Consider the following 548-nt stretch of genomic DNA (forward strand, 5'->3'; position numbering starts at 1 on the left):
TGGAACAAGGGGCATGGTTCCCTCTGCTCCTTCTTGCTGCCGTGCCGCTGGGGTGCTTGCCGCGCACTATTGCTTCGGTGAAGTCTCACAAGCCTTACGAGTTGCTGCGCGAACAATGACTCTGACGATGCGACCTGAGCATGAGAAATGCCCCCGGGTTAGCGGGGGCACCAGCATCACCAGATGGTGACTCGCTTCTCGGGGGCCAGCCACATCGGGTCGTTTTCGGTGACATCGAAGGCGTCATAGAAGGCGTCGATGTTGCGAACGATCTGGTTACTGCGGACCTCGGTGGGTGAGTGCGGGTCCGTGGCAATCTGTGTGCGCAGGGACTCGTCGCGCTGCTTTTCCCGCCAGATCCGGGCGTAAGACAGGAAGAACCGCTGCTGCCACGGCAGGCCGTCAATCGGTCCGGGTTCGGCTCCCGCAAAAGATATTTGCAGGGCTTTGAAGGCGATTCCCGCTCCGCCGAGGTCGCCGATGTTCTCGCCTATCGTCAGCGATCCGTTGACGTGCGGGCCGTCCGGCTGTAGTTGCAGCGGCACAAG

The 548-nt window shown here is 61.3% G+C and carries 1 protein-coding gene; it reads right to left on the reverse strand.

Annotated features, from left to right (window positions below; all coding sequences use genetic code 11):
• Positions 1-176: 176 nt before the first annotated feature.
• Positions 177-548, reverse strand: a 372-nt coding sequence (locus tag KBX53_RS35340; protein ID WP_305798023.1) for a M13-type metalloendopeptidase, incomplete at its 5' end; no start/stop codon positions are given.

It is taken from the genome of Micromonospora sp. M51 (genome assembly GCF_018070305.1).
GTDB classification, from domain to species: domain Bacteria; phylum Actinomycetota; class Actinomycetes; order Mycobacteriales; family Micromonosporaceae; genus Micromonospora; species Micromonospora parva.